The organism is uncultured Granulicatella sp., assembly GCF_963521425.1.
Lineage (GTDB): Bacteria > Bacillota > Bacilli > Lactobacillales > Aerococcaceae > Granulicatella.
Genome location: NZ_CAUQUN010000012.1, coordinates 26726 through 50054 on the forward strand (window position 1 = coordinate 26726; position 23329 = coordinate 50054).

The 23329-nt window shown below is 34.8% G+C and carries 22 protein-coding genes, 2 tRNA genes and 1 riboswitch; of the genes, 22 read left to right on the top strand and 2 right to left on the bottom strand.

Annotation, left to right across the window (positions count from 1 at the left end):
* Positions 1-47 precede the first annotated feature (47 nt).
* Positions 48-119: transfer RNA gene (locus RWO76_RS04565), tRNA-Arg, on the bottom strand.
* Between the two features lie 306 nt (positions 120-425).
* Here RWO76_RS04565 and RWO76_RS04570 point away from each other — a divergent pair.
* From RWO76_RS04570 to pepT, 22 genes are all read left to right on the top strand, one after another.
* Positions 426-1454, top strand: a complete 1029-nt coding sequence (locus tag RWO76_RS04570; protein ID WP_314354502.1) for a sugar-binding domain-containing protein — start codon at positions 426-428, stop codon at positions 1452-1454.
* Between the two features lie 36 nt (positions 1455-1490).
* Entirely contained in the window at positions 1491-2492 is a 1002-nt protein-coding gene (gene gap, locus RWO76_RS04575; RefSeq protein WP_314354503.1) for a type I glyceraldehyde-3-phosphate dehydrogenase, read from the top strand.
* Between the two features lie 128 nt (positions 2493-2620).
* Positions 2621-3811 (top strand): phosphoglycerate kinase, encoded by a 1191-nt coding sequence (locus tag RWO76_RS04580; RefSeq protein ID WP_314354504.1) that lies wholly within the window; start codon positions 2621-2623, stop codon positions 3809-3811.
* Positions 3812-3892: 81 nt separating this feature from the next.
* Positions 3893-4651: a triose-phosphate isomerase gene (gene tpiA / locus RWO76_RS04585; RefSeq protein ID WP_040507405.1), complete on the top strand. Its 759-nt coding sequence runs from the start codon at positions 3893-3895 to the stop codon at positions 4649-4651.
* Positions 4651-6180 carry a 2,3-bisphosphoglycerate-independent phosphoglycerate mutase gene (gpmI, locus tag RWO76_RS04590; protein ID WP_314354505.1) on the top strand — a complete coding sequence of 510 codons (1530 nt, stop codon included), beginning with the start codon at positions 4651-4653 and terminating at the stop codon, positions 6178-6180. Before tpiA ends, gpmI begins: the two co-directional genes overlap by 1 nt.
* Positions 6181-6279: 99 nt before the next feature.
* A complete protein-coding gene (gene eno, locus RWO76_RS04595; RefSeq protein ID WP_314354506.1) occupies positions 6280-7578 on the top strand; it encodes a phosphopyruvate hydratase in 1299 nt (432 codons plus the stop codon).
* 74 nt (positions 7579-7652) lie between these two features.
* Positions 7653-8579, top strand: a complete 927-nt coding sequence (gene pfkB, locus RWO76_RS04600) for a 1-phosphofructokinase (RefSeq protein ID WP_314354507.1) — start codon at positions 7653-7655, stop codon at positions 8577-8579.
* 68 nt (positions 8580-8647) lie between these two features.
* Positions 8648-8742, top strand: a riboswitch (TPP riboswitch).
* Between the two features lie 41 nt (positions 8743-8783).
* Entirely contained in the window at positions 8784-9335 is a 552-nt protein-coding gene (gene thiT / locus RWO76_RS04605; protein ID WP_314354508.1) for an energy-coupled thiamine transporter ThiT, read from the top strand.
* A 168-nt stretch (positions 9336-9503) separates the two neighbouring features.
* The gene (locus tag RWO76_RS04610; RefSeq protein WP_314354509.1) at positions 9504-10643 is read left to right on the top strand and encodes a 5-methyltetrahydropteroyltriglutamate--homocysteine S-methyltransferase; all 1140 of its coding nucleotides are present in this window, start codon (positions 9504-9506) and stop codon (positions 10641-10643) included.
* 152 nt (positions 10644-10795) lie between these two features.
* On the top strand, positions 10796-11161 hold the full coding sequence (locus tag RWO76_RS04615) for a MerR family transcriptional regulator (RefSeq protein WP_314354510.1): 366 nt from the start codon (positions 10796-10798) through the stop codon (positions 11159-11161).
* Between the two features lie 12 nt (positions 11162-11173).
* Entirely contained in the window at positions 11174-12508 is a 1335-nt protein-coding gene (gene glnA, locus RWO76_RS04620; protein WP_314354511.1) for a type I glutamate--ammonia ligase, read from the top strand.
* Positions 12509-12649: 141 nt separating this feature from the next.
* Positions 12650-13951 carry a peptidoglycan bridge formation glycyltransferase FemA/FemB family protein gene (locus tag RWO76_RS04625; protein WP_314354512.1) on the top strand — a complete coding sequence of 434 codons (1302 nt, stop codon included), beginning with the start codon at positions 12650-12652 and terminating at the stop codon, positions 13949-13951.
* Between the two features lie 135 nt (positions 13952-14086).
* The gene (locus tag RWO76_RS04630; RefSeq protein ID WP_314354513.1) at positions 14087-14623 is read left to right on the top strand and encodes a Gx transporter family protein; all 537 of its coding nucleotides are present in this window, start codon (positions 14087-14089) and stop codon (positions 14621-14623) included.
* A gap of 103 nt (positions 14624-14726) precedes the next feature.
* Positions 14727-16643 (top strand): NAD(P)/FAD-dependent oxidoreductase, encoded by a 1917-nt coding sequence (locus RWO76_RS04635; RefSeq protein ID WP_314354514.1) that lies wholly within the window; start codon positions 14727-14729, stop codon positions 16641-16643.
* Positions 16644-16699: 56 nt separating this feature from the next.
* Entirely contained in the window at positions 16700-17677 is a 978-nt protein-coding gene (locus RWO76_RS04640) for a polyprenyl synthetase family protein (protein WP_314354515.1), read from the top strand.
* A gap of 220 nt (positions 17678-17897) precedes the next feature.
* On the top strand, positions 17898-18425 hold the full coding sequence (locus RWO76_RS04645) for an FMN-binding protein (RefSeq protein WP_314354516.1): 528 nt from the start codon (positions 17898-17900) through the stop codon (positions 18423-18425).
* 125 nt (positions 18426-18550) lie between these two features.
* A complete protein-coding gene (locus RWO76_RS04650) occupies positions 18551-19651 on the top strand; it encodes an FAD:protein FMN transferase (RefSeq protein WP_399543099.1) in 1101 nt (366 codons plus the stop codon).
* 1 nt (position 19652) lies between these two features.
* Positions 19653-20591 (top strand): 1,4-dihydroxy-2-naphthoate polyprenyltransferase, encoded by a 939-nt coding sequence (locus RWO76_RS04655; protein WP_314354517.1) that lies wholly within the window; start codon positions 19653-19655, stop codon positions 20589-20591.
* Between the two features lie 75 nt (positions 20592-20666).
* Positions 20667-20819, top strand: a complete 153-nt coding sequence (gene rpmG, locus RWO76_RS04660; RefSeq protein ID WP_006703972.1) for a 50S ribosomal protein L33 — start codon at positions 20667-20669, stop codon at positions 20817-20819.
* Between the two features lie 19 nt (positions 20820-20838).
* Positions 20839-21009, top strand: coding sequence for a preprotein translocase subunit SecE (gene secE / locus RWO76_RS04665; RefSeq protein WP_006703973.1), 171 nt, complete (start codon positions 20839-20841; stop codon positions 21007-21009).
* Between the two features lie 96 nt (positions 21010-21105).
* Positions 21106-21660: a transcription termination/antitermination protein NusG gene (gene nusG, locus RWO76_RS04670; protein WP_314354518.1), complete on the top strand. Its 555-nt coding sequence runs from the start codon at positions 21106-21108 to the stop codon at positions 21658-21660.
* Complete coding sequence (gene pepT, locus RWO76_RS04675; protein ID WP_314354519.1) at positions 21660-22892, top strand: peptidase T; 1233 nt, start codon at positions 21660-21662, stop codon at positions 22890-22892. The genes nusG and pepT overlap by 1 nt, the downstream gene beginning before the upstream one ends.
* Positions 22893-23052: 160 nt before the next feature.
* On the opposite strand, the gene RWO76_RS04680 is transcribed toward pepT, so the two are convergent.
* Positions 23053-23125: transfer RNA gene (locus RWO76_RS04680), tRNA-Thr, on the bottom strand.
* Positions 23126-23329 lie beyond the last annotated feature (204 nt).

Here is a 23329-nt window from a genome sequence, read left to right on the forward strand (position 1 = left end):
CCTGGCTTTTTTGCGGTTAAAAATAATCGTTAAATAAGTTTTAATAACGCTGCCTGAGGGAATCGAACCCCCATTATAAGAACCGGAATCTTATGTGATATCCATTACACTAAGGCAGCTAAACAATGTAAGAATATTTTATCTAAATTCATATGAAAAAACAAGAAGAAACCCTTACAAAAAAAGAAAAGGATTGATTTAGAAAAAGAAGAAAAAGTCAACTTTAAAAGAGAAAAAACGAAACGGAAAGGGACTTTAGAAGTCCCGGTTTGATAATTTTTTATAAAATATTAAACACTTTCAAGTTGCATTTTACAAAGATTGTTGGTACAATATTTGTGTAATTAAGAAAGTTTTCTATGTATAGATAGCTGATTTTTAGGGACGATTTTTAGCCCAGTAATGAAACGAAGGGAATCGGAATTATGGATTGTATGACATTAATGCAACTTCTAGTCCCCGAAAGCAATCAATTGTTAAAAATTCGTTTCCAAATTTTGCGAGCGATACAACGAACACAACCGATTGGTCGAAGAGGGCTTGCGAAGCAGTTGGAAATATCAGAACGGATTCTTCGTTCTGAAACAGATATACTAAAAGAACAAGGTTTAATTACATATTCTGCAAAAGGAATGTTTGTTACTGAGTTAGGAAAAGATACTTACCTTGGATTAACTTCAATCATTCAACAGTGTATCGAAATGACTGATTTTGAAAAAAAGATTTCGAATAAGTTAGGAATTAGATTTTGTAAAGTGGTTACTGATACTGGTCCAAATAAAGGGATGAAAATTAGTAATCAAGTACAGGAATTGATGAAATGGATGTTGCCGGTTGATCAATCAATCGTTACAGTGACGGGTGGTAGAACGATGGCAATGGTAGCAGAATATTTTTCAAAAGAGATTTTACAACAACGTGAAATTTCATTTGTACCTGCTAGAGGAGGAGTGGGCGGTTCCACTTTAATTCAAGCAAATAGTGTTAGTGAAAAGATGGCGACAAAAATAGGTGGAGAACATTTTTCATTATATGTTCCAGAACATGTTAGTAAAGAGACGTATCTTCCGTTATTACAAGAACCATTGGTTTCACAAACATTGACAATGATGAAACAAGCGAATTGCTTATTGTATAGCGTTGGAAATGCAAGTGTCATGGCTGAACGAAGAGGGTTGTTACCTCAAGAAAGTCAGTTTATTGCAAGCAGGCGTGCTGTAGGTGAAGCGTTTGGTTGTTTCTTCGATGCAAAAGGAAAGGTAGTTTTTAAACTTCCACGAGTAGGTTTGCATCTTAGTGATTTAGAGGCCATCCCACATAGTATTGCTATTGTGGAAGGTGCTCAAAAGGCAGAAGCTTTAATGGCTTATGCCAAATTAGCTCCTATCGATCGAACATGGTTTGTGATTGATGAGAGTTTAGCAAATATGGTTTTGAACGGGGTAACCCGCTAAAAATAAAAAAATATATTCCTAGGAGGAAAAACTATTATGACAGTTAAAGTTGGTATTAACGGTTTCGGACGTATTGGACGTTTAGCATTCCGTCGTATTCAAGAAGTGGAAGGGTTAGAAGTTGTTGCAATCAACGACTTAACAGATGCTAAACAATTAGCACACTTATTAAAATACGATTCAACACAAGGACGTTTCAACGGAGAAGTTGAAGTATTAGAAGGCGCATTCCGCGTAAACGGTAAAGAAGTTAAAGTATTAGCTAACCGTAATCCTGAAGAATTACCATGGGGAGAACTAGGCGTTGATATCGTTTTAGAATGTACTGGTTTCTTCACTTCTAAAGAAAAAGCTGAATTACACTTAAAAGGTGGAGCTAAACGTGTTGTTATCTCTGCTCCTGGTGGTAACGATGTACCAACAGTTGTATACAATGTAAACCACAACATTTTAACAGGTAAAGAAACAGTTATTTCTGGTGCTTCATGTACTACAAACTGTTTAGCACCAATGGCTAAAGCTTTAAACGATAACTTCGGAATCGTTGAAGGTTTAATGACTACTATTCACGGTTACACTGGTGACCAAAACACATTAGACGCTCCACATCCAAAAGGAGACTTACGTCGTGCTCGTGCTGCAGCTGTAAACATCGTTCCTAACACAACTGGTGCTGCTAAAGCTATCGGTTTAGTAATTCCAGAATTAAACGGTAAATTAGATGGAGCTGCTCAACGTGTTCCTGTACCAACAGGTTCATTAACAGAATTAGTAACAGTATTAGAAAAACCAGTTACAGCTGAAGAAGTTAACGCTGCTATGAAAGCTGCTTCAACTGAATCATACGGATACACTGAAGAACCATTAGTATCTTCTGATATCGTAGGTATCACTTATGGATCATTATTTGATGCTACTCAAACTAAAGTAATGACTGTAGGCGATAAACAATTAGTTAAAACAGTTTCTTGGTACGATAACGAAATGTCATACACTGCACAATTAATTCGTACTTTACAATACTTTGCAAACTTATAATATAAAGTTTTGATATAGCTAATCGTATCGAATTTTTCAGGGCGATGGAAGCATTCGCTTCCTCGCCCTGTTTTCATAATGTGGGTATTACACTCGCTCCAAATAAATTTTTTCTAGGAGGCTATTCTATGGCTAAAAAAATTGTGACAGATTTATCTGTTAAAGGTAAAAAAGTATTAGTACGTGTTGACTTTAATGTTCCATTAAAAGATGGCGTTATTACAGATGACAACCGTATTGTTCAAGCATTACCAACTATTCAATACTTGATTGACAATCATGCAAAAGTAATTCTTTTCTCTCACTTAGGAAAAGTAAAATCTGAAGAAGATAAAGCTCGTTTAAGCTTACGTCCAGTTGCTGTACGTTTATCAGAATTATTGAAAAAAGACGTAACATTTGTTCCAGAAACTCGTGGTGAAGCATTAGAAACAGCTATTAATGGTTTAGCTGAAGGAGATGTTTTATTATTTGAAAATACTCGTTTCGAAGATTTAGATGGTAAAAAAGAATCTAAAAACGATCCTGAGTTAGGCAAATATTGGGCATCTTTAGGAGAGTTGTTCGTAAATGATGCATTTGGTACAGCTCACCGTTCTCACGCTTCAAACGTAGGGATTGCTAGCCAATTAGAAACTGCTGCTGGTTTCTTAATGGAAAAAGAAATCAAATTCATCGGAGGAGCAGTAGATACTCCAGAACGTCCATTCGTAGCTATTTTAGGTGGAGCGAAAGTTTCAGATAAAATTGGTGTAATTGAAAGCTTATTAGATAAAGCTGATAAAGTATTAATCGGTGGAGGAATGGCATATACATTCTTCAAAGCTATGGGTCGTGAAGTAGGTCTATCATTATTAGAAGTAGATCGTATCGAATTAGCAAAACAAATTATGGAAAAAGCTGGCGACAAATTAGTATTACCAATCGACAATGTAGTTGCAAAAGAATTCTCAAACGATGCAGTTGCAACAATTGTACCATCTGACCAAATCCCAGCTGATCAAGAAGGATTAGACGTTGGTCCTAAGACTGTAGAATTATTTGCTAGCTACTTAAAAGATGCTAAAACAGTTGTATGGAATGGACCTATGGGTGTATTCGAATTACCTAACTTTGCTAAAGGAACAATCGGCGTATGTGAAGCAATTGCAGATTTAAAAGACGCTACAACAATTATCGGTGGTGGAGATTCTGCAGCAGCAGCAATTTCTTTAGGGTATGCTGATAAATTCACTCATATCTCAACTGGTGGTGGAGCTTCATTAGAATACTTAGAAGGTAAAGAATTACCTGGTGTAGCTTCAATTAGTGATAAATAATTAAATAAATTTGGAAAAGACTCACTGAAATGATGCGTTCATTTTTGTGAGTCTGCTTCATAAACAATTTTAGGAGGAAAAATTATGCGTAAACCAATTATTGCAGGAAACTGGAAAATGAATAAAAATCCTAAAGAAACTCAAGCATTTGTTGAGGCTTTAGCAGGAAAATTACCATCATCAGAAGTTGTTGAGTCTGCTGTAGCAGCTCCAGCAGTTGATTTATCTACTTTATTAGCTGCAGCTGAAGGTTCAGAATTAAAAGTAGCTGCTCAAAACTGCTATTTCGAACAAGAAGGTGCTTATACAGGAGAAACTTCTCCAAAAGTATTATCTGAAATGGGCGTTCACTATGTTGTAATTGGACACTCAGAACGTCGTGAATATTTCCACGAAACAGATGCTGACATTAATAAAAAAGCAAAAGCAATTTTCGCAAATGGTATGTTACCAATCATCTGTTGTGGTGAAACATTAGAAACTTATGAAGCTGGTAAAGCTGCTGAGTTTGTAGGAGCACAAGTTTCTGCAGCATTAGAAGGTTTATCAAACGAACAAGTTTCATCATTAGTGATTGCATATGAACCAATTTGGGCAATCGGAACTGGTAAATCAGCTTCTCAAGATGATGCTCAAAAAATGTGTAAAGTAGTACGTGACGTTGTAGCAAAAGACTTTGGTCAAGAAGTAGCAGACAAAGTTCGTGTACAATACGGTGGTTCTGTTAAACCTGAAAACATTAAAGAATACATGGCTTGTCCAGATGTGGATGGAGCTTTAGTAGGTGGAGCAAGCTTACAACCTGAATCATTCTTAGCTTTATTGGAGGCAGTAAAATAATGTCTAAATCACCAGTAGCGATTATTATCTTAGATGGTTTTGGATGGAGACCAGAAGTAGAAGGTAACGCTGTAGCACAAGCAAAAAAACCAAATTTTGACCGTTACTATAATGAATTTCCTCATACAACATTAAAAGCATCAGGCTTAGATGTAGGTTTACCAGATGGACAAATGGGGAACTCAGAAGTAGGTCATACAAATATCGGTGCAGGTCGTATCGTATACCAAAGTTTAACTCGTATTGATAAAGCAATTTTAGATGGTGAATTCGATACAAATCCAGCATTAAATGGTGCATTTAATCATGTATTAGAAAATGGTTCTGCACTACACTTGTTCGGATTATTATCTGATGGTGGTGTACACAGCCATATTAATCATTTATTAGCATTAATTGAAACAGCAAAAGCAAAAGGTATTTCTAAAGTTTATGTTCATGCATTCATGGACGGACGTGACGTGGATCCACATGGTGGTCCAGCGTATATTAAAACTTTAGAAGAAAAATTGGCAGAAGTTGGAGTAGGTCAAATCGCAACAGTATCAGGTCGTTACTATGCAATGGACCGTGACAAACGTTGGGAACGTGTTCAATTAGCTTATGATGCAATTGCACATGCAAAAGGACCTCAATTCGAATCAGCTCAAGAAGTAATTGATCACAGTTATGCTGAAAATGTAACAGATGAATTTGTCATTCCATCAGTAATTGTTAAAGATGGACAACCAGTTGCGAAAATTGAAGAAAATGATGCAGTTATTTTCTTTAACTTCCGTCCTGACCGTGCAATTCAATTATCAAATGCATTTACAGATAAAGAGTGGACAAACTTTGATCGTGGTGAACATGCTGCAAATGTTAAATTTGTGACAATGACATTATACAATCCAAGTGTGGATGCAGAAGTTGCATTCCCACCAATTCCTATGACAAATGTTTTAGGAGAAGTTTTATCAAAAGCAGGACTTGCACAATTACGTATTGCAGAAACTGAAAAATATCCACACGTTACATTCTTTATGAATGGTGGACGTAATGAAGAATTCCCAGGAGAAAACCGTATTTTAATTCCTTCACCAAAAGTTGCAACATATGACTTAAAACCTGAAATGAGTTGTTATGAAGTTGGGGATGCATTATATAACTCTATTCAAAATGATGAAAATGATGCAATCATCTTAAACTTTGCAAATCCAGATATGGTTGGACACTCTGGTATGTTAGAACCAACGATTAAAGCAATCGAAGCAGTAGATGAAAACTTAGGTAAAGTAGTGGATGCAATTTTAGCTAAAGGCGGTACTGCAATTATCTTTGCTGACCACGGTAACTCAGAAACAATGATTACTCCAGAAGGTACACCACATACTGCTCATACAACAGTTCCAGTACCAGTCATTGTAACGAAAAAAGGTGTTATATTACGTGAAGGTGGTCGTTTAGCAGACGTTGCACCTACAATGTTAGATTTATTGAATGTAGCAAAACCTGAAGAAATGACAGGAGAAAGCTTAATTCAAAAATAATCTTAAAAAAAGGCTTTCAATTTAAGGAAAAGATTGCATATAAAGCATTTTTCGACTAAAATAGAAACGTACAAATAAATATAAAGGAGTTAATAAATCATGCCATTTATTACAGATGTATTAGCAAGAGAAGTATTAGATTCACGTGGTAACCCAACTATCGAAGTTGAAGTTTACACAGAAAGCGGAGCGTTCGGACGCGGTATGGTTCCTTCAGGAGCTTCTACTGGTGAATACGAAGCGGTTGAATTACGTGATGGCGACAAATCTCGTTACTTAGGAAAAGGAGTTCAAAAAGCTGTTGATAATGTAAATAACATTATTGCTGAAGCAATCATCGGTTTTGACGTTCGCGAACAAATGGCGATCGACAAATTAATGATTGAATTAGATGGAACTCCAAACAAAGGTAAATTAGGAGCTAACGCAATTTTAGGCGTATCTATCGCTGTTGCTCGTGCGGCTGCTGATTACTTAGATCAACCATTATACCAATACTTAGGTGGATTCAACACTAAAGTATTACCAACACCAATGATGAACATCGTTAACGGTGGATCTCACTCAGATGCTCCGATCGCATTCCAAGAGTTTATGATTTTACCAGTTGGTGCACCAACATTCAAAGAAGCTTTACGTTGGGGTGCTGAAGTATTCCATGCTCTAAAATCTATTTTACACGACCGTGGTTTAGTAACTGCTGTAGGTGACGAAGGTGGTTTCGCTCCAACATTTGAAGGTACTGAAGATGCTGTAGAAACAATCTTAGCTGCTATTAAAAAAGTTGGTTTAGAACCAGGTAAAGATGTATTCTTAGGATTTGACTGTGCTTCATCAGAATTCTTCAAAGATGGCGTATATGACTACACAATTTTCGAAGGTGAAAAAGGTGCTAAACGTACTCCAGCTGAGCAAGTAGAATACTTAGCTGAATTAGTTGAGAAATACCCAATCATCACAATCGAAGACGGATGTGACGAAAACGACTGGGATGGATGGAAATTATTAACTGAACGCTTAGGCGGTAAAGTTCAATTAGTAGGTGACGATTTATTCGTAACTAATACTGAAATCTTATCTCGTGGTATTGCACAAGGCGTTGCAAACTCAATCTTAATCAAAGTTAACCAAATCGGTACTTTAACTGAAACATTCAACGCAATTGAAATGGCTCAAAAAGCTGGATACACTGCAGTTGTATCACACCGTTCAGGTGAAACTGAAGATTCAACAATTGCTGATATCGCAGTTGCTACAAATGCTGGACAAATCAAAACTGGTTCATTAAGCCGTACAGACCGTATTGCTAAATACAACCAATTATTACGTATTGAAGATCAATTAGGTGACTTAGCTGTTTACCAAGGTCTTTCAGCATTCTACAACTTAAAAAAATAATAACATTTTAGGATGTTTTTAGAGGGCTAGCATTTTGCTAGCCCTATTTTTTACATTAGAAAGTAGGTGAGAATATGATTTACACCATTACATTTAATCCAGCAGTAGATTTGGTGATACAAGTTCCAAATTGTCAATTAGGAATATTGAATCGTTCCATAGGTGAGGAATATGTAGCAGGTGGTAAAGGGATTAATATGTCAATTGTATTAAAACGACTAGGAGTTGATAATATTGCAACGGGATTCCTTGGAGGATTTTCAGGGAAGTATATTGAAGAGTATCTAGAAAAAGAAGGGATTACCCCTCAGTTTATTTCTGTTGAAGGTACTACTAGAATTAATATTAAAGTTAAAGGTGAAGTAGAGACAGAAATTAATGCAGCTGGTCCTAGCGTGGGTGTAGAGCAATTTCAACAATTAACGAATTATTTCAAAGATGTTTTAAAAGAAGGAGATATTGTATTTTTAGCAGGAAATGCTGCTCCAGGATTAGATGAGACGTCTTATGTTGAAATTGCAAGGCTTTGTCATGCAAGAGGGGTAAAGTTAGTGCTTGATACTACAAAAAATTCATTATTAGCCTGTTTAACTTATCAGCCGTTTATGATTAAGCCGAACAAACATGAATTAGAAGAATTATTTGGAGTGAACATTCAAACACAAGAAGAAATGTTGAACTATGCCTTTCAATTACGAGAAAAAGGAGCTCGTAATATCTTGATTTCTTGTGGAGGTGAAGGAGCAATTCTAGTCAATGAAACAGGACAACTATTGACTTCAAATACTCCCAAAGGCACATTGGTCAATTCTGTAGGTGCTGGAGATTCGATGTTAGCAGCTTTTATGGCGAAATTTATTGAGACAAATGATTATAGAATGAGTCTGAAACAAGGAGCAGCGTCTGGTAGTGCGACAGCTTTTTCAGTGGGGATTGCTACCAGAGAATTTATTGAAGAGTTAATTCCACACATAAAAATAGAGGAAATACAAAGAAAATAAAGGATTTATTGAGAATTAAGTATTGAAACCGATGCGAGAAGAGCGTATACTAAATTCATATTTTAAAAAAAGATACAAAGAGGTGCCGTTGGCTGAGATGTGTTTACAAACTCTTAGAACCTGTTACGTTAATACGTGCGTAGGGATTGTATGAATAACTGTCTGCAATTGGGTCTCTTTGTAAAAAAATAAGGAGGCTTTTTTATGTCTGTAAAAAGAATTGCGTGGGTAGAAGGAGCAATTGTAGCAGCTTTGGCGATGGCGTTATCATTTATTCCTCATTTTATGGGATGGTTTTCTCCTTCGTTTGGTGCGATTGTTTTAGTAGTGTTTGCATTGCGTAGAGGATTGTATCCAGCATTATTTTCAGGTTTAGTATGGGGAGTGTTACATTTTCCACTTGGAAAAGTAGTCTACTTATCGTTCTCTCAAGTGTTGTTAGAATATATCGTTGCTTTTGGAGTAATGGGATTTGCTGGATTATTATATCATCAATTCCAAAAGGCTATTCGTAATGATAAACAAGCGTTAGCAATTTTTTATATTTTTATTTCTTCATTCATCGGTGTTGGGGTTCGCTATTTCTGGCATTTTGTAGCAGGATTTTTATTCTGGGGGAAATATGCACCAGAAGGAGTATCTCCATATTGGTATTCATTCACAGTGAATGGAATTGCTGGATTACAAACTTTAATTGTAACGATTGTTGTTGCGGTTTTATTATTGAAATATCCAAAAATTTATAAAACTAGATAAGCCATTTGAAATATTAAAAAGCTCTTATAGAATGTGATTTCTATAAGAGTTTTTTTATATTGACATATAGTTTTGAACTATAGTTAACGATAGTAAATTAGTATGTGACAATAACAAATCCGTCGGTTACAATGTAATTACGTTAGTTAGAGAAGAGAGGTAATCAATATGACAAAACATGCACCATTTAGATTTGATACAGTAGGAAGTTTTTTAAGACCAGAAAATTTAAAACAAGCTCGTGAAGAGTATGAAAAAGGAAACTTTAGTTACCAAGAGTTAAAAAACTTTGAAGATGCCGCAATCCGTGATTTAGTAAAAAAAGAAATCGAAGCTGGATATAAAGGAATTACTGATGGAGAATTCCGTCGTGCATATTGGCACTTAGATTTCTTCTGGGGATTAGGGGGAATTAAACGAGTTCAAGCTAAAACAGGATATCAATTCCATGATGAAGTGACAAAACCAGACTCAGCAACAGTAGTAGGAAAGATTCATGGACGTAATCATCCATTCGTCGCTCACTATACATTTTTAAGAGATTTAGTAGCTGATAATGATGAAGTTGAAGCTCGTATTACAATTCCAGCACCATCTCAATTATATTTGGAATTAATTCGTGATGAAGAACATGTGGAACAATTGAACAGTGTCTATTCAAACTTTGATGATGTGGTTGAAGATATTTCGAAAGCTTATTTAGAAGTGATTCAACAATTATTTGATGAAGGATTACGTACATTACAAGTTGATGATTGTACATGGGGAATTTTAGTTGATGATAATTTCTTAACACTTTTTGGACAAGGTCGTGATAAAGAAGAAGTGAGACGTGAATTAGCAGCAACATTTTTACGTTTAAATAATGCTGTTTATAAAAATGTTCCAGAAGGACTAGTTGTAAACACTCACGTATGTCGTGGGAACTTCCATTCTACTTGGGCTGCAAGTGGTGGTTATGCATCTGTGTCTGATGAATTATTTGGAGAAGAAGAAGTAAATGCTTATTACTTAGAATTTGACACAGATCGTGCTGGAGACTTCACTCCATTAGCGAAAGTTTCTGGTGATAAAAAAGTCGTGTTAGGTTTAGTCACTTCTAAATTTGGAGAACTTGAAAGTAAGGAAGAGCTAATTTCTCGTATTAAAGAAGCGAGTCAATATGTTCCTTTAGAAAGATTAGCGTTAAGTACTCAATGTGGATTTGCATCAACTGAAGAAGGAAATATCTTAACAGAAGAACAACAATGGGCAAAATTAGCATTAATTAAAGAAGTTGCCGAAGAAGTTTGGGGAACTGAAAATTAATAATGACATTGAAAGGCTAGGGAAACCTAGCTTTTTTGTTGAAAAGAAACTCATGTTAGAAAATGTGACATAAAAAGTGAGAGAAGCCTTGACTTTTATGTCAGTTATTTTTACAATACAGCTATTATAAAGAATAAGAGAGGTGTTTGAGAATGGGAGAAAAAGAATTACGACGTTCTTTAGCAGTATTTCCAATAGGAACCGTTATGAAATTAACAGATTTAACGGCAAGACAAATTCGCTACTATGAAGAACAACGTTTAATTACACCAGAGCGTTCAGACACTAATCGCAGAATGTATTCACTGAATGATGTGGATCGATTATTAGAAATTAAAGACTACTTGTCGGATGGATTGACGATTGTTGCGATTCAAAAAATTTATTCGAATGAAAAGAAAAATCCGTTAGAAAAAATAACAACTAATGATGGTTTAACGGATGAAGATGTTCGACGAATTTTATATAACGAAATTATGCATATTGGAAGATTATCTGGACAAGAGAATTTACTATAGGGGTGGAGAAAGATGACAATCACACAAGAAGAAATTTTAAAACAAGTTGAGGAAATGGATGTTCGTTATTTACGTTTGATTTTTACAGATATTTTAGGAACAATTAAAAACGTGGAAGTGCCGATTACTCAATTAAAAAAAGTATTATCGAATAAAATGATGTTCGATGGTTCATCCATTGAAGGGTTTGTTCGTATTGAAGAAAGTGATATGTACTTATACCCTGATTTAGATACATGGGTTGTATTCCCATGGAGTAGTAAACATGGAACAATCGCTCGATTAATTTGTGATGTATATAAACCAGATGGAACACCATTTGCGGGAGATCCACGTTCAAACTTAAAACGTATTTTAGAAGAAATGGAAGAATTAGGGTTTTCTAATTTTAACTTAGGACCAGAGCCAGAGTTCTTCTTATTCAAATTAGATGAAAATGGAGAACCAACGCTTGAAGGAAATGACCAAGGAAGTTACTTCGATTTAGCTCCAGTCGATTTAGGAGAAGAATGTCGTCGTGAAATCGTACTAGAATTAGAAAAGATTGGGTTCGATATTGAAGCAAGTCACCATGAAGTTGCACCAGGACAACATGAAATTGACTGGAAATATGCACCAGCTGTAGCAGCGTGCGATAATATTCAAACCTTTAAATTAGTTGTTAAAACGATTGCTCGTAAACATGGATTGCATGCAACCTTTATGCCAAAACCAGTATTTGGAATTGCAGGTAGTGGGATGCACTTCAACTTATCATTATTTGATAAAGAAGGAAATAATGCCTTCTATGACCCAACAGATGAACATGGACTAAGCGATACTTGTCGTTATTTCATTGCTGGAGTTATGAAACATGCGAAAGCTTTAACAGCGATTTGTAACCCTACAGTCAATTCTTATAAACGTTTAGTACCTGGATATGAAGCGCCTGTATATATTGCATGGTCAGCTCAAAACCGTTCACCATTAATTCGTATTCCTGAAGCAAGAGGTCTTTCTACTCGTATCGAATTAAGAAGTGTGGATCCAGCAGCAAATCCTTATTTAGCAATGGCAGCTATTTTACGTGCAGGTTTAGAAGGAATTCGTGAAAAATTACCAGTTCCTGCTCCAGTCGATCGCAATATTTATGCAATGTCAACAGCAGAGAGAAAAGAAGTAGGAATTGATGATCTTCCAAGTAGTTTAGCAGAAGCGATTGATTGCTTGAAAGCTGACACAATTGTAAAAGATGCATTAGGTGGACATATTTACAGTAACTTTGTGGAAGCGAAGAAATTCGAATGGGCAGCGTATCGTTCACAAGTCACACAATGGGAATTAGATCAATATTTAAAACTATTTTAAAATAGATGAGAAGCCGAGCGAAAGCTCGGTTTTTTTGTAAAGTGTAAAAGGGATATTAACAACATCACTTCTAACATTTTTTGACAATCCATTGTAGAAGTGTCATACTGTTTAATGACAATAGTTGAGAGGAAGTTAGAGATGTATATTAAAGATATGAGAAATTCTATTGCAGAATATCATGAGTTTTTACAAACTCAAGGAAACTGTACTCTTTTTCAAACTCCAGAATGGGGAGAAGTGAAAACAAAGGGAGAATGGAGTAATGACATTCTCTTTGTGATGAATGATCAAGATGAACCAGTTGCAGCGACGATGATTTTATATCGTGCCCTTCCTGTTGTAAAAAGATATTTAGCATATGCACCTAGAGGAATTGTGACGGATTATCATAATGCAGAACAATTTAAAGAAGTGATTCAAGCTTTGAAAGCTTATTTAAAACAAAAACAAGTATTTGGATTGAAAATCGATCCTGAAATTATGTGGAGAGAACGATTGAATGACTTTTCCATTGTAGAAGGTGGAATCAATCAAGAAGCCATTCGTCAACTATTATTAGAATCAGGATTTGTAAGTCAACCACTTGATTTAGGGTTTGATGGAATTCAACCGAGAATGACAATGATTGTAGAACTAGAAGATAAAGGGAAAGGAATTTTAGATACTTTCTCTTCTAAAGAAAGATATAAAGTCACAATGGCACAAAAACGTGGAGTAGTTTGTTATAAAGGCTCTATCGAAGATATTGATGACTATGAAGTGTTAAATCGTATTACTGCTGAGCGTGATCAATATATTGCCAGAAGTAAAGAGTATTTAACAACTATCTATGAAACATTACATGCTCACGATATGATGGATTTATATTTTTCAAAAATTGATTATCATGTCGCAAAAGAATCAACAGAAAACAGAATTCACCAAGCAAAAGCTGAGGTGGAAAAAATTGCTTCACAAGTTGAAAGTACTCAAAACGAGAAAAAGAAGACAAACTTATTGAATCAAAGAGAAAGCTTGTTGAAAAATATTGAAAAATATGAGCAAGAAGTAATTGAGTTAGAAGCGCTATGTAAACAATATCCAAATGGAAAAGTGTTAAGCGGAGCGTTTGTAGCAACTTATAAAGAAACGGCGTATTATTTATATGGAGCGAATATTACAGATGATGCAGGCTTAAATGCAAATAAAGCTTTACAAACATGGATTATGCAACAATTGTATGATGAAAAAGGTATTCGTCATTATGATATGTTTGGAGTTTCAAGTAATGCAGAAGATCATACAGGTATTACTAAGTTTAAACAATCTTTTGACCCAATATTAGTGGAGTATATTGGAGAATTTGATTTACCGATTAATCGTTTCTGGTTTACAATGTTTCAAGATGTTGCACCAAAAGTGATGGGATGGAAGAGAAAATTATTGATGCGCCGTTCGTAAATGGCGTACTACCCCAAAGGTTTGCATGAAGGCTGCTTTTGGGGTCTTTTTATGTTCAGTTTTTAGATATCTTTTTAAGATTTTTGAGAGTTATGGTACAATTATAAGACGAGTTTGAAGAGAGGTGGTAGGTAAATGAAACAAAATTTAACCTTGAAAAAAATGTTATTTATTTCATTGTTAACGGCTCAAGGAATTATTTTAAGTTTACTAGAACAAGCGATTCCTTTTCCTTTTGCGTTTGCACCGGGAGCTAAATTAGGAGTTGCCAATATTATTACAGTTATTGGGTTATATACCTTGTCACTCCAAGAAGTTGTATTAGTAGTGTTACTCAGAACGTTGTTGACTGCTTTGTTAGGGGGGACTTTTTCTACTTTATTGTACAGTAGTGCAGGAGCGGCGTTTAGTTTATTAGGAATGTTGCTGGTTAAACAATTAGGACCGAAGCGTGTGAGTTTAATTGGCGTGAGTGCAACGGGAGGAATCTTACATAATTTTGGTCAATTAATCATCGCAAGTTTTATTGCTAAATCTTGGACAGTACTGTTATATTTACCAGCCATGTCAATTGTAGGGATTTTTGCGGGTATTGCAATTGGGATTGCGGCAAATTATGCTTTAAACCATGTCAAAATATTAAAAGCATATCGTGAAAAACAAGAAATGTAAGTTTATGAAAAGTTGTGAAAAGGTTAAAAAACAATTAGACAAAACGCTGATTTTATACTATAATGCTTAAGTGAAAAAATTACAAAACGAGAGGAGATTTCTAATGACGAAAACAAATATTGTTGTTATCGGTGCAGGGTTTGCAGGAGTAGCAGCAACTAAAAAATTATCACGTCATTTCAGAAAAGATAAAGATGTCACAATTACATTAATTGATAAACATCCATATTTAACATACATGACGGAGTTACATGAAGTAGCTGGAGGTCGTGTAGAGCCTGAAGCAATCCAATACGATTTACAAAAACTATTTGCACGTTCAAAAAATGTTCAATTAGTAACGGACAAAGTAGTAAGCTTAGACAAAACTAAAAAAGTTGTAACAACAACTTATAAATCTTTCCACTATGATTATTTAGTAATCGGTATGGGTGGAGAAGCGAATGACTTTGGTGTACAAGGTGTGAAAGAACACGGATTTACATTATGGTCAATGGAAGATGCGATTAAAATGCGCGAACACATTATTCACTGTGTAGAACGTGCAGCTAAAGAGCATGTGACTCCAAAACGCCGTGCTTTATTAACATTTACAGTATGTGGTGCTGGATTTACTGGGGTAGAATTAGTCGGTGAAATCATGGACTGGATTCCAGTGTTAGCTAAACAATATAACTTAGATGAAAGTGAATTCTCATTATACATCGTTGAAGCAGTTCCAACTATTTTAAATATGTTAGATGAAAAAGATGCTGCTAAAGCAGAAAAATTCATGACTAGCCGTGGCATTAAAGTAATTAAAGGAAACGGAATTGAAGAAGTAAAAGAAAACAGCATTCGTTTAGTAGACGGTACTGTTATTCCAACTTACTCATTATTCTGGACAGCTGGTGTTAAAGCGAATACTGAATCTGAAGTGTTTGGGTTCAAAGCTGCTCGTGCAGGTCGTTTAGTCGTAAATGAATTCATGCAAGTAGATGGAGAAGAAAATATTTATGCAATCGGGGACTTAGCTTATTACGAAGAACCTGATAAAGAAAATCGTCCAACTCCACAAATCGTTCAAGCAGCTGAACAAACTGGACATACAGCAGCGAAAAATATTATTGCAGATGTGGAAAATGCTGCAAAAGTTGCTTATAAAGGAAAATACGATGGATTCATGGTTTCAATTGGATCTCATTATGGTGTAGCTTTCTTAATGGGCAAATATCACTTAAGTGGTTTCTTTGCAATGTTGATGAAACATTTAGTAAATATCAAATACTTCTTAGAAATCTTCTCATTATATTATGCAATTCAATATGTATTCCACGAATTCTTCCACATTAAAGATCGTCGTAATATCTTCCGTGGACATTTATCTCGTTACGGAAATGTTCTTTGGGCATTACCATTACGTTTATTCTATGGTGGAATGTGGACAATCGAAGGATTGAAGAAAATCTTTGGCCTTTGGGGTGCGCATAGTTGGATTGATGGAACGCATTTAGCATTCCCATTCCCTTGGTTAGTTGAACCAACAAGTGCAGCAAGTGGTGCGGCTGAAACAGTAGCTGCAGCAAGTGGAGCAGCAACTCAAACAGTAGCGGAAGTAGCAACTTCATTTGGATTTAACTATTCATATGGTGAACAACCAATGATGGTATTAGATAAAATGCCAGACTGGTTTGCTTCAATTATGCAAATTATGATTCCAAATGTTGAAGTAGCTCATGTGATGCAAACAATTATGTCATTTGTAGAATTAGCCATTGGGTTAGCAATTATGGCTGGATTCTTAACATGGATTGTTAATGCAGTAACAGTTGGATTAGTAACAACATTTGTATTGTCAGGTATGTTCTACTGGGTAAATATGTGGTTTATCCCAGCAGCCATTGCTTTAATGAATGGCTCAGGACGTGCATTTGGTTTAGATTACTACTTCATTCCATGGTTCCAAAAAACTGCTGGTAAATGGTGGTATGGAACTTCGAAACATATTTATGGTTTCGATTCAGATAAACAAGAACGTTAAATAAGATAAAAGTCGGCTTTGCCGGCTTTTTGTCTATAGTGATTGGAGAAAAAATTATGGAAATGATTCATTCAATGTGGAATGAATACCCGTTTTTAAAACAAGAATTATCAGACATTCGTCAGTTAATGTTAGACAGTGTTGAAATGGAAGATGAAGACATTCATCAAGCGATAGTAACAATGTTACAGCAAGGTGGAAAAATGATTCGTCCTGCTTATCTAACATTATTTGCTAACTGGACTAATAATGGGAATCAGCAACAAGTAAGAGCTGTTGCAGCTGCTTTAGAATTACTACATGTCGCAACATTGCTCCATGATGATGTCATTGATGAAGCAGATATGAGGAGAGGGCAAGAAACGCTGAATACTCGTTATGGGAATCGTGTAGCGATTTATGCTGGAGATTTTGTTTTAACAAGTTGCTATCAACTTCTTTCCACTCATTTATCTGATTTAGAAGGAATTACACTTCCAACTAATGGAATGGCAAGAGTTGTAGAAGGCGAATTAGCACAAATGCGAAATCGTTATCGCTATGATTTAGGGCTTCAGGAATATTTGAAACGAATTGAAGGGAAAACAGCTCAATTATTTATGGTTAGCTGTTATATGGGCGCAAAATTAGGACAAATGGATGATGCACTTAGAGCAAAGAAAATTGGTCAGCAAATGGGTATGGCGTTTCAAATTTTAGATGATATTTTAGATTATCAAGTAACTTCTCAAGAATTTGGAAAACCTGTTTTAGAAGATGTTGCGCAAGGGATTTATACAGCACCATTAATTTATGCATTGGAAAAAGAATCTCATAAAATGATTCCATTGCTACAGAAAAAACAAGTAATCTCTGAACAAGAGAGAGTATTACTAAGAAAATTAGTGCATGATTCTGGTGGGTTGCAAAAAGCACAACAATTAGCTCAGCAATATACGAAACAAGCATTATCTCAAATTGATCGTTTGCCAGAAAGTGATATGAAGGCAACATTAACTCAATTAACAAAACAATTATTAGAACGCACGATGTAAAAAAGAAGAACTCCAATCAATAGTAACGTAAACTATTGATTGGAGTTTTTTGTAAAAGAGGAATTTTGAAAATAGAAGATACCAATCTTATGAAGATTTTGGGAAGATGTAGAAAATATTGACAGGTAAATGTTCGTTCAGTTTAAGTTTGCAAAGAAAAAGGAACATGATATAATAGTACCTAAAGAATTTACTAAAATTCTAAAATAAAGAGAAAAGGATGGATAAAATGACATTCAAAAAATCATTAGCAACAGCAGCTGTATTATTATCATCTGTAGTTGTTTTAACTGCATGTGGTGGAGGTTCAAAATCAACTACTTCATCAACTTCTTCTGAAAAAACTACTCAAGCAGCAAAATCAACTGCTTCAGGAGAATTAAAAGATGGTACTTACAAATTAGTATCTGAAGCTGACAAACGTGGTTGGCATGTGGAGTTTACTATCGTAGTTGAAGGCGGAAAAATCAAATCTTCTGACTTTGACAACTTAAATAAAGATGGTAAACGTAAATCAGAAGATGCTGAGTATGAAAAACAAATGAAAGATAAAGTGGGTACGGGACCTGCTGAATACTTCAAAGCTTATAATACTGGTTTAGTAGAGAAACAAAAACCAGCAGATGTTGAAGTAGTGTCAGGAGCAACTCATGCTCATACTTCATTCGTAGAATATGCAAATAAATTAATTGAAGCAGCTCAAAAAGGTGACACTAAAGAAATTAAAGTGGCAGCACCTCAAGGCTAATTTAAATGTGACGATGAACCGAGCTTAGGCTCGGTTTTTTCTTTTGAAATAGGAGTTTAGCTTGAGTTATTGTGAAAAATTTAGTAGACTATTTGAATGGAATTTATACAATTAAGGAGAGAAATATGAAAATCAATAAATGGTTGTTAGTGACAACTCTTGCCTTAAGTTCAATTGGATTAGTGAGTTGCCAACAAAAGAAAGTTCAAGATGCAGAAGTTGTTTCATCAGCTTCCGTGAAAACACCAAGAGAAATTATTAAGTCTCCTGTGAAGAAAACAGATTTCTTATTAGGGACTGCAGTAGCATTATCTGTATATCATCCAAATACTGAAGAATTATTAACGCGTGCTTTTGCAATGGTGAAAGATTTGGAAGCAAGAATTACTGTTAATGCTAGTGGGTCTGAAGTAGATGCGATTAATGAGGCGGCAGGAGACCATGCAGTTGCAGTCAGTGATGAAGTGTATGACCTTATTAAACAAGGTCTAGCTTATAGCGAAGAATTTGATGGTAGCTTTGATATTACGGTAGGGCCTTTAACAAGTTTATGGAGAATTGGGTTCCCAGATGCTAGAAAACCATCCCAAAAAGAAATTGATGATGCATTACCATTAGTAAATTATAAAAATGTCGTTTTAAATGATGAAGAAAAAAGTGTTTATTTAACTCAAAAAGGTATGTTATTAGATTTAGGCGGAATTGCGAAAGGATTCATTGCAGACCAATTATGGGATTTCTTTAAAAAAGAAGGAGTGACAACAGCGGTTCTCGATTTAGGGGGAAATATTGTCGTAATGGGTGGTTCTCCTGCACGAGATGGGGTAGCTTGGAATGTTGGATTGCAAGATCCATTAGAAAGTCGTGGTAAAACTTTAGGAACAATTTTAGAAAAAGAAAAGACAATCGTAACTTCTGGGATTTATGAACGATATTTAGAAGTAGATGGTAAAACATATCATCATATTTTAAATCCAAAAACAGGGTATCCATATGAAAATGATATTGCTGGCGTTTCTATTATTGTCTCAAGTTCTACAAGAGGAGATGCGTTGTCGACATCTATGTTTTCAATTGGTGTAGAAGAAGGATTAAAATATGTTAATCAAAAAGATGATGTAGATGCAGTTTTCATGACAAAAGATAAGAAAGTCTATGTTTCTAATTCGATTAAAAATGCGTTTAAACTAACGAATGATCAATATACATGGGAAGGGACGCATTAATATGAAAGATATCGTTGAATTAGTAGAGTTGAGAACGAAAATTGCTAGTGTCATTCCTTTTGTAGTTGGATTACTCTATTCAATTTGGACATTTGGGAATTTCAATGCAGTGAATATGATGTTGTTCTTTATTGGAATGCTGTGCTTTGATATGGCAACGACTGTTATGAATAATTTAATGGATTATATCAAAGCCAAAAATGAAACATATCGTCAAGAAGAAAATATTATTGGAACTTCATCTTTAACGGTAAAACAAGCTTCGATGATTTTCGGAAGTTTAGTAGGTATTGCAACAATTGTTGGAATCATTTTAGTGATGAGAACAAATGTTATTTTATTATTTGTTGGTATGTTGTGTTTTGTGATTGGAATTTTTTATACTTTTGGTCCAATTCCAATTTCAAGAATGCCATTAGGGGAAGTGTTGTCCGGAGTTACAATGGGATTTGGAATTTTTTGGATTGTAATTTTCTTAAACTCTCCAGAAGCCAGTTTTGCTTGGATGGGATTAGAAGAAGGGATGTTAATCGTTCGATTATCGTTGTTAGAACACTTCAAGGTAGCACTACTTTCATTGCCGTTAGTATGTACGATTGCAAATATTATGTTAAGTAATAATTTATGTGATTTAGAAACAGATATTACGAACCACCGCTATACATTGGTGTATTATATTGGAAAAGCAACAGCATTAAAATTATATCAAGGACTTTATCTGATTAGTTTTATCGCTATGGTGTTAGCAGTTGTATTTAAAATCGCACCTATTTTAATGTTAGGAACTCTAGTAGTAGGCATCCCAGTGTATAAAAATATTCAACTTTTTATTCAAAAACAAGAGAAACGAACAACTTTTGCATTAGCCATTAAAAATATGTTAATGATTCATGTCATGCAAGTGTTATTATTAGTCATTAGTGTGATATTTTTTCGCTAATGCTTGACAATTGGCACTGAGAATTTTATGATTGAAAAGATAGGATACATGCAGAAGAAAGAGAGTAGTGAAAATATGGCACAAAAGAAAGCGGCGTTGGCATGTAGTGTATGTGGTTCAAGAAACTATACACTTACTTTAGGGCAAAATAAACGTGTCGAACGTTTAGAGTTAAAAAAATTCTGTAAGTTTTGCAATAAACAAACACTACATCGAGAAACTAAATAATCGAGAGGAGCGGTTTCGAATGCGTTTTTTAGTAAATGTTGTTAAAGAAATGAAAAGAGTAACATGGCCAACTGGAAAAGAGGTTAATAAATACACATTAACAGTTGTAATGGCAGTATTACTTGCGTTAGGATTTTTTACAGTAGTAGATTTTGCTATTGCAAGTGCATTTAAATTAATTATTAAATAATTCGCAAGAGTTATAAAATAGTGTTATAATAAAAACAAGCAAAAACCTTCAAGTAAGAAGGTTTTTTTGTATGAACAAATAATAGGAGGAATTGCAATGAGTAATGCAGCAAAAGAATGGTATGTATTACATACTTATTCAGGATATGAAAACAAAGTAAAATCAAATATTGAATTACGTATTAGTTCAATGGGGATGGAAGAAAATATTTTTAGAGTAATTGTTCCAGAGGAAGAAGAAGTAGAAGTAAAAGATGGGAAAGAGAAAGTTACAATTAATAAAACATTTCCAGGTTATGTATTAGTTGAAATGATAATGTCTGACCAAGCGTGGTATGTTGTACGTAACACTCCAGGTGTAACAGGATTTGTAGGATCTCACGGAGCAGGTTCTAAACCATCTCCATTATTACCGGAAGAAGTGGATACATTATTAGGTCGCTTAGGAGTACCAACTCATGCGCCGGTAGATTTACAAGCTAAAGTAGGAGATTATGTCATTATTACTGAAGGTGCTTTTAATGGTATGAGTGGTAAAGTAACAGAAATCGATGATGAAAAACAAAAAGTTAAAGTAACGATTGAAATGTTTGGTCGTGAAACTGTTGCAGAATTAGAATTCTATCAAGTGAAAGAAGATGACTCTTACTAATGCGAGAAAGCATGTTAGATCGTTTTGTACGATATGCAAAAATTAATACAAGAAGTGATTTAAACTCAATTGCTGTTCCAACAACGAAGAGTCAGTTAGATTTTTTACAAATGTTGGAACAAGAATTGAAGAAATTAGGCTTTTCAAATATTTCTTTAGATTTAGAAGATGCTTATTTAGTAGCTTGTATTCCAAGTAATTTGCCAGAAGGTAAGACAGCACCATCAATTGGATTTGTAGCACATGTCGATACTGCAGATTTTAATGCTGAAAATATTCAACCTCAAGTACATTTGAATTATGATGGCAAAGATGTATTATTGAATTCTGAATTAGGACTGATGATGCGAGTAGAAGAGTTTCCTAATTTGAAAAATTATATCGGTCAAACTCTTATTACAACAGATGGGACAACATTGTTAGGAGCAGATGATAAAGCTGGATTAGTTTCAATATTAGAAGCAGCCATCGATTTATTAGTTAACCCAGAAATCGAACATGGAGACATTTGGGTCGCTTTTGGACCAGATGAAGAAATTGGAAAAGGTGCCCATCGCTTTAAAGCGGAAAGAATGCCAGCTCAATTTGCTTATACATTAGATAGTGGTGTAGTCGGAAAATTAGAGTACGAGACTTTTAATGCAGCAAGAGCTGTTGTAAAAATTAATGGAACAAGTGTACACCCAGGTCAAGCAAAAGATGTCATGGTCAATGCGCTTGCAGAAGCAGCTAAACTATTTTCAAAATTACCAGAACAGGAAGTTCCAGAAAAAACGAGTGGCTATGAAGGGTTTTATATGCTTGCTAAACAATCTGGAAATATTGGAATGGTAGAAGCAGAGTATATTATTCGGGATCACTCAATGGAAAAGTTTCAAGAACGTAAGAAAAATTTTGCAAAAATTGTAGAAGAGCAAAATGAAACTTATGATATTCCAAGAATTGAATGCCATATTTATGATGAATACTATAATATGTTTGAAGTGTTAAAAGAAGATATGACTTCAGTAGAAGTAGCAAAAGAAGCATATCGCCAATGTGGAATTGAACCAGATATTCAACCTTTTAGAGGAGGAACAGATGGTTGTATTATTACCTTTAAAGGAATCCCAACGCCAAACTTATTTACAGGTGCAGAAAATTTACATGGACAATATGAATTTGTTACATTAGAAAGCATGGAAAAAGCAAAAGAAGTTGTATTAACGATTATTCAAAACGTAATCAAATAAAAAATGGACCTCAGAAGGAAAAAGTCTGAGGTCCATTCGTATATATGATTCAGTTGTTCCGAAAATGTTCCGTAAAGTAGGAATCTGAAGAATATTAGAAAAATAAAACGTTGATTTAGCAATGTTTTAAAACGTTAAAATTAATAAAAAAACTAAAAAATGCCGAAAGCAGGGTTCGAACCTGTGACCTACGCGTTACGAGTGCGTTGCTCTACCAACTGAGCTATTTCGGCTTTACAAATATAGTATACTCCTCTTAAAAAAAGAAGTAAATAAGAGAAAAGCTTTAAAATCAGTATTTTAGTAAACGAAGAGAAATAACGAAAAAAATTATTGCCAAAAATATAAAAAAAGTTACTAAAAAGACTTGCAAAGAATAAAAAGCTATGGTAAATTATAAACACTGTTAACGAACGTTCGCATTTGAAGCGATTACG

What these genes read in the sequence shown, in the direction of transcription:
- RWO76_RS04645 (WP_314354516.1), top strand. Translation starts at nt 17,898, where the DNA reads ATGGATAAAATGACATTCAAAAAATCATTAGCAACAGCAGCTGTATTA.
- RWO76_RS04635 (WP_314354514.1), top strand. Translation starts at nt 14,727, where the DNA reads ATGACGAAAACAAATATTGTTGTTATCGGTGCAGGGTTTGCAGGAGTA.
- RWO76_RS04640 (WP_314354515.1), top strand. Translation starts at nt 16,700, where the DNA reads ATGGAAATGATTCATTCAATGTGGAATGAATACCCGTTTTTAAAACAA.
- rpmG (WP_006703972.1), top strand. Translation starts at nt 20,667, where the DNA reads ATGGCACAAAAGAAAGCGGCGTTGGCATGTAGTGTATGTGGTTCAAGA.
- RWO76_RS04655 (WP_314354517.1), top strand. Translation starts at nt 19,653, where the DNA reads ATGAAAGATATCGTTGAATTAGTAGAGTTGAGAACGAAAATTGCTAGT.
- glnA (WP_314354511.1), top strand. Translation starts at nt 11,174, where the DNA reads ATGACAATCACACAAGAAGAAATTTTAAAACAAGTTGAGGAAATGGAT.
- gap (WP_314354503.1), top strand. Translation starts at nt 1,491, where the DNA reads ATGACAGTTAAAGTTGGTATTAACGGTTTCGGACGTATTGGACGTTTA.
- RWO76_RS04630 (WP_314354513.1), top strand. Translation starts at nt 14,087, where the DNA reads ATGAAACAAAATTTAACCTTGAAAAAAATGTTATTTATTTCATTGTTA.
- RWO76_RS04615 (WP_314354510.1), top strand. Translation starts at nt 10,796, where the DNA reads ATGGGAGAAAAAGAATTACGACGTTCTTTAGCAGTATTTCCAATAGGA.
- RWO76_RS04610 (WP_314354509.1), top strand. Translation starts at nt 9,504, where the DNA reads ATGACAAAACATGCACCATTTAGATTTGATACAGTAGGAAGTTTTTTA.
- secE (WP_006703973.1), top strand. Translation starts at nt 20,839, where the DNA reads ATGCGTTTTTTAGTAAATGTTGTTAAAGAAATGAAAAGAGTAACATGG.
- nusG (WP_314354518.1), top strand. Translation starts at nt 21,106, where the DNA reads ATGAGTAATGCAGCAAAAGAATGGTATGTATTACATACTTATTCAGGA.
- RWO76_RS04625 (WP_314354512.1), top strand. Translation starts at nt 12,650, where the DNA reads ATGTATATTAAAGATATGAGAAATTCTATTGCAGAATATCATGAGTTT.
- pfkB (WP_314354507.1), top strand. Translation starts at nt 7,653, where the DNA reads ATGATTTACACCATTACATTTAATCCAGCAGTAGATTTGGTGATACAA.
- gpmI (WP_314354505.1), top strand. Translation starts at nt 4,651, where the DNA reads ATGTCTAAATCACCAGTAGCGATTATTATCTTAGATGGTTTTGGATGG.
- RWO76_RS04580 (WP_314354504.1), top strand. Translation starts at nt 2,621, where the DNA reads ATGGCTAAAAAAATTGTGACAGATTTATCTGTTAAAGGTAAAAAAGTA.
- RWO76_RS04570 (WP_314354502.1), top strand. Translation starts at nt 426, where the DNA reads ATGGATTGTATGACATTAATGCAACTTCTAGTCCCCGAAAGCAATCAA.
- eno (WP_314354506.1), top strand. Translation starts at nt 6,280, where the DNA reads ATGCCATTTATTACAGATGTATTAGCAAGAGAAGTATTAGATTCACGT.
- thiT (WP_314354508.1), top strand. Translation starts at nt 8,784, where the DNA reads ATGTCTGTAAAAAGAATTGCGTGGGTAGAAGGAGCAATTGTAGCAGCT.
- pepT (WP_314354519.1), top strand. Translation starts at nt 21,660, where the DNA reads ATGCGAGAAAGCATGTTAGATCGTTTTGTACGATATGCAAAAATTAAT.
- RWO76_RS04650 (WP_399543099.1), top strand. Translation starts at nt 18,551, where the DNA reads ATGAAAATCAATAAATGGTTGTTAGTGACAACTCTTGCCTTAAGTTCA.